This window comes from Patescibacteria group bacterium (genome assembly GCA_034660655.1).
Classification (GTDB): Bacteria; Patescibacteriota; Patescibacteriia; order JAACEG01; family JAACEG01; genus JAACEG01.
In genome coordinates this window covers 1-5,689 of sequence record JAYEJU010000006.1, presented here as the reverse complement: position 1 = coordinate 5,689, position 5,689 = coordinate 1, and the positions used below count along the sequence as shown (strand labels likewise).

At 32.8% G+C, this 5,689-nt stretch carries 5 protein-coding genes; all 5 read right to left on the bottom strand.

Going from position 1 to position 5,689, the window contains the following annotated elements; all coding sequences use genetic code 11:
• Positions 1 to 836 precede the first annotated feature (836 nt).
• Positions 837 to 1,208, bottom strand: coding sequence for an alpha-isopropylmalate synthase regulatory domain-containing protein (locus U9O55_00270; GenBank protein ID MEA2088268.1), 372 nt, complete (start codon positions 1,206 to 1,208; stop codon positions 837 to 839).
• Positions 1,209 to 1,218: 10 nt separating this feature from the next.
• Positions 1,219 to 1,959, bottom strand: coding sequence for a hypothetical protein (locus U9O55_00265; GenBank protein ID MEA2088267.1), 741 nt, complete (start codon positions 1,957 to 1,959; stop codon positions 1,219 to 1,221).
• 398 nt (positions 1,960 to 2,357) lie between these two features.
• Positions 2,358 to 3,944, bottom strand: a complete 1,587-nt coding sequence (cimA, locus tag U9O55_00260; protein MEA2088266.1) for a citramalate synthase — start codon at positions 3,942 to 3,944, stop codon at positions 2,358 to 2,360.
• Positions 3,945 to 4,255: 311 nt separating this feature from the next.
• Positions 4,256 to 4,480: a hypothetical protein gene (locus U9O55_00255; GenBank protein ID MEA2088265.1), complete on the bottom strand. Its 225-nt coding sequence runs from the start codon at positions 4,478 to 4,480 to the stop codon at positions 4,256 to 4,258.
• Positions 4,464 to 5,689, bottom strand: a 1,226-nt coding sequence (locus U9O55_00250; protein ID MEA2088264.1) for a hypothetical protein, incomplete at its 5' end; no start/stop codon positions are given. The genes U9O55_00255 and U9O55_00250, both read right to left, overlap by 17 nt.

Genomic DNA, 5,689 nt, shown 5'->3' with positions numbered 1-5,689 from the left:
ATAATTCACAAACTTGCGAACTCGTTATTTAATGTAATAAATTTTTAAAATAATAAAAACTCGCCCTACATTATTCTGAGAGTTTTTGTTTGTTTTTCTATCTATTTTGTGTTTTTGTTTTTATTCCTCCTGCTTGTTTTTATGTTTGCCTTCTGATTTTTTCAGATGGCCAAAAGAACAAATTTTGTTTTTATTTTTGAAATTTTTGTATTTTATTTTAGAGTTTTTGTATTTAATTTTATAATAAGTGATAAAAAATAATTGTCAAGAGAAAATCGCCATAAATATACAAACACTTTAACACACAAACACTTTAACATTTTAACTGTAAAAATCAAAAGTGTTGTTTACACTTTTTGAAAGATTTTTCTTGGTTGTCATTCCGGAAAGTATAATTTCTCGACGAGCTTGCGAGTCACAAGAAATTAACTTATTCGGAATCTACGCTCCACAAACCAACTAAGGTTTTAGATTCCGGATAAATGATTTTCTAAAAGCTCGCAGGCTCGCTTAGAAAATCTATTTTCCGGAATGACAAAAAGTGTAAACAACGCTTTTCATTATTATAAAATAAAAATAGAAAACAAAAAATTAAAAAAGTTGACAAAAATGTGCGACCGCATAAGTTTATCAACTTTTAAAATGAATTGTTTTGTAATAAGTTAATAAAAAATATTTATAACTCAAAAATTAAAAAAGTTGACAAAAATGCGCGACCGCATCTTTTTATCAACTTTTAAGTTCAAAATTTATTTTTGTAACAAAAAAAGGGTTGGCTTTGTTATTCAAAAGCCAATCCCTATTATTATTTCATATTATTGTTTTGCAAGAAAATTTTAATCCTTGCTTTTTTTAAATTCTTCTATTTGATTTAAAGCGTTAAGATATGCCATTACGCTCGCGGTGACAATATCCAAATCAGCGCCATGTCCGGCAACAGCATAACATCCTTCTTCGAGAAAAACTGTTGCCTCACCAAGAGCGTCAGTTCCTCCATTGATTGAATTTATATGAAGATGAGTAAGATGGCTTTTTGTTTCTGTTATTAAAGCCACTGCCTTAAAAGCGGCATCTATTGGCCCAGCGCCATTATTAGCCACTGAAATTTCTTTTCCTCTAACTTTTATGGCAACTGTAGCGGCAGGCTTTATTCCGCTTCCGCAGGCAACATGCAAATACGCTAATTCGTATTTTTTTTCTTTCTCCATTTTCCCCTCCTTAAATAAAAGTTGTGCCGAAATTTTTTTCGCCTTTAATAGCGCGAAGAATAAAATCTGGCTCTCGCGCTGGAGCTAAAACTGTTTTTATTCCCATATTTGCTAATTTATGAGCCACTTCTACTTTAGGTTTCATTCCTCCTCTGCCAAAACTGTTTTTGCCATTAGTATAACTTAACGCCTGTAAAAAATTTTCATTATTAACTATTGAAACAATATTCCCTTTTGGATTTAAAAGTCCTTGTTCTGTAATCCCAATAACCGCCATTTTAGGACGAATAATTTTACAAACGTTTAAAAACAAAATGTCATTATCAGCGCATTTTTTAAGAGCTTTGATTTCCCCTTTCCAAATTCCATCATTAGCGTTTATAATTAAAATAACTTTATTGATAAAAGCTTCCAATAAAATCCATTTTATGTTAAAACGCCTTTGTTCAAAATCATCATCAGTTAAAAGCAACTGACCAATTTTAATTTTAAATTTGTTAAAAAATTTTTCATAAACAGACATCAATCTATTTTGCCCCACAACAGCCCGAAGGCTTGATGAAAAACCAAAATAAGAAGCGCTGGCAATAGCTCCAGAACTTACCAAAAACGAATCATATCCGATTTTTTGCAAAGCAAGATTTTGCTCGCAAACAGATGAGATAAATTTTTCGTTTATTTTTTTGCCATTAACCAATGTTCTACTTCCGAGTTTTATGCCAACAAATCCTTTTTTGTCTTTAATTAGCATTTTATTTTCCCCCTAATATTTAGTTGTTAAAGAGCAAAAAAACCGCTTTGACAAGCGATTTTCATTTTTGTTTTTATGACTTTTATTTTTTATATCACAAAATATGAAAATCGCCCATTTTTTAACGGTAACAAAGGTAGTAAGTTTAATCTCAAATTTTTTGTTAAGATTTTCATATTACTTAAATTATATATTTCATTATAAAAAAGTCAACCCCTGTCGAAAATCGCAGGGGTTGTTGTTATTTTGAATTATAATTAGTCCTCTTTTTTAAATTAGTCCTTCTTTGACAAAGGAGGCTGGAGGATTTTTAAATTATAATTTTTATTTTAAAATCTCCCCTGACCCCTTTTTTCCAAAGAGGGGAACGACGACGAGTCCCTTTTTTAAAATGTGAACTATTCTGTTTTTCCGTTTGCGTCTATCATCAGTCCGTAACGATAAGCGTCAACTAACGCTTGCCAGCTGGCTTCAATAAGGTCATGAGAAACACCAACTGTTCCCCAATATTTATGCCCATCATAAAATCTTATTAAAACCCTGACCTGTGATTTAGTCCCATCACTGGAAAGATTTCTGACTTTGAATTCTTTTAATGACATTTTCTCTATTTGAGGATAAAATTTTAATAAGGCTTTTTTAAAAGCATTATCTAAAGCATTTACTGGACCTTCTCCTTCCGCTGCTGTATGTTCAACATTTCCTCCAACGCCAATTTTTATTACTGCTTCTGATTTAGAACAATCATCTTTTTTTCTTCTTTGGGAAATTATGCTAAAATCAAGAGTTTCAAAAAAATGGCGTATGCCTGTTGTGGCTTCCCGCATTAGAAGTTCAAAACTTGCTTCAGCATTTTCAAACTGAAAACCTTCAGCTTCTAATCTTTTAAGCTGATTCACGATATCAAGCGCGACAGGATCACTACTTTTTAAATCAACGCCAAACTCTTTGGCTTTCGCAAGGACATTGCTTTTTCCTGCAAGTTCTGAAATCAAAATTCGTTGGATATTTCCAACAAGTTCAGGCTCTATATGCTCATAAGATTTAGGATTTCGTTGAACAGCGCTTGCATGAATCCCGCCTTTATGCGCGAAAGCGCTTTGTCCAACATAAGGTTGATGTCTTGATGGCGCTAAATTGGCAATTTCACTCACAAATCTAGACAGTCCTGTAAGCTCATCCAAGTTTTTTCCGGCCTTACAATCATATCCCATTTTTAAAACAAGATTTGGGATTACAGAGCAAAGATTAGCGTTTCCGCATCTTTCGCCAAAGCCGTTTATTGTCCCTTGAACTTGGGTTATTCCCGCTTTAACCGCTGTTAAAGAATTAATTACCGCAGATTCAGAATCATTATGACAATGAATTCCTAATTTAACTTCATTGCTAATTTTTTCACGAACTTCCTTGACAATTTTCGTGATTTCCCAAGGCATTGTTCCGCCATTTGTATCACAGAGAATTAAACATTCTGCTCCGCCGTCTAACGCGCTTTGTAAAGTTTTGATGGCATATTCAGGATTTGCTTTATAGCCGTCAAAAAAATGCTCGGCATCGTAAAACAAAGTTTTTTTGCTTTCCTTAAGCCAAAGGAGTGAATCCCTTATCAATTCTAAATTTCTTTCCAAAGAAATTCTCAAAACATCTTTTACGTGAAAATCCCAGGTTTTGCCAAATATAATAATGACTGGCGTTTTAGCTTTTACTAATGCCTTAAGATTTGGATCTTTATGCGCCTGTTGCCCAGCATGATGAGTGCTGCCAAAAGCAACTATCTTGCTGTGATTAAGCTGATAATTCTGAATTTCGCGAAAATACTCTTCATCTTTTTGATTAGAACCTGGCCATCCTCCCTCAATATAGTCCACGCCAAGTTCGTCCAATTTTAAAGTGATGCGGATTTTATCCTCAACAGAAAGATTAAAATCCTCGGCTTGAGTTCCATCCCTAAGAGTTGTGTCAAAAATTTCAATTTTTTTGCTCATACTACCTCCTTTTTAATTATTATACTTTTAGTATAAATCTTTCTAATTTATTAGGCAATAAGCCTTTTTGTTAAAGAACAAAAAAATCATCTTCCCTTGAAGATGATCTGCTTTTTATTTTTATTTCTATATTTATTTACATCTTCAAAGGCATGGTGAAAATTCGCTAATAATAGCGATTAAAATAATACTTAATAAAATTGTTATGCCTTTAAAAATATTCATATTGGTTTTAATATACTGCTTTTTAAAAAAATGTCAAATAAAAAAAGCACAACTTCACGCTATGCTTTCTATTTTTTTATTTTTTATTATTCTTTTTTAATGTCATGCTTTTTAACACTATTCTTTTTCAAAAATATAGTATTAAAATATTCAATTAAAAAAATGAATACAACGGTTATCAGAATGGTTGTGGTTGTCACAATCGTAAAATAGACCCAAAATGATTTTGCTTCAAATAAAAATTTTATTCCGCACAATATCAACATTATTCCGATTGAAATTAAAGACCAAAATTCAATTTTTAAAGGCATCTCCCTGCTCCTTTTTATTTTTTATTTTGTTAATCGTATAAATCAAAACTGTTATAATTATAAACAAAATAATAAAAAAAGCAATAGTATGTTGTTTTTTTGACGCATGATCAGGCGTGTCCTGATTTTTGTTCGTGTTTTCCGCATTGTCTGAAAATTTACTGTTCTCTGTATTGCTGTTTAAAAACTTTTTTTCTCCTAAAACAGCGCCTGTTATATCTTTTGCGCTGTCAGCTATTTTTCGCAAAGATTTTGCGATTATGTTTCCTTTTGGCTGCCCGTTATTTTCAGCTTGTTTTTTACTATCCTGCTCTTGCGTTTTTGGAATATTTTTATTCTCCGCGACAGGCTTATTTTTATTATAAATATTTTGAGAATTTTCTTCAACAGGATTATTTAATGGTTCGCTTGTTTCATCAGTTTTTGCCAAAGCCAAAGTCGTAAAAGTATGAATACGGCTGATTGTCGGAGGCGACGCGTGGGAAATACAACGATATTCATAAATGGTGCCTAATTTAAGCCCTATCAATGTCATTTCTCTATAAAGAACTCCGTTTTGACTGGCGGGAGTATTTTCTTCGCTTGTAGTATTTGTAAATCCGTATAATGGAGTAGCACCGCTATTATCACTTAAATTTAAAGCACAGTTTTCACTTTTCTTGCAATAAATTACTCTGCTTGTCGCGTTATAACTAGTCCACCATTTTATTTTCGCCCAAGTATCGCCAGTATCATAGGCGCTTTCATATTTGATAATCAGGCCTGGCAACACCCCTGCTCCGCTTCCGCCCCCAGGATCAGTACCCGGCGGAGTTATTTCGCCTTCTTTGCCTTGAAATCCAACGATGATATCAAAATTAGTTTCTGTTTCCCGCCAATCATCTCCCTTATCATCTGGAAAAGAAATTATAAATTGAAATATTTTTGAATCTTTGCTTCCGCCAACATCAGAAAGATAAGTTTCCCCGTTTTTATAAAAATTATAAAGTGTTTTTTCTCCAGTTCCTGAATTACCGCCGTAAATATCATTGCCGTCTTTCTCTTTAATAATAATTGTCATGGCTCGCGATAAATCATTGCTTGGAATAAGTCCGGCAATATTTTTAGGATAGTTAATCGCTTCAGTGGCAATTCTTTTGCTTCCTCCGGTATTATTAATCACTTCTGCTTCTCCAATTTTAATATCTCCTGGCAAAAAATTATCCGCCT

Coding starts and splice junctions, on each gene's coding strand:
- U9O55_00255 (MEA2088265.1), bottom strand. CDS start 4,480: ATGCCTTTAAAAATTGAATTTTGGTCTTTAATTTCAATCGGAATAATG.
- U9O55_00270 (MEA2088268.1), bottom strand. CDS start 1,208: ATGGAGAAAGAAAAAAAATACGAATTAGCGTATTTGCATGTTGCCTGC.
- cimA (MEA2088266.1), bottom strand. CDS start 3,944: ATGAGCAAAAAAATTGAAATTTTTGACACAACTCTTAGGGATGGAACT.
- U9O55_00265 (MEA2088267.1), bottom strand. CDS start 1,959: ATGCTAATTAAAGACAAAAAAGGATTTGTTGGCATAAAACTCGGAAGT.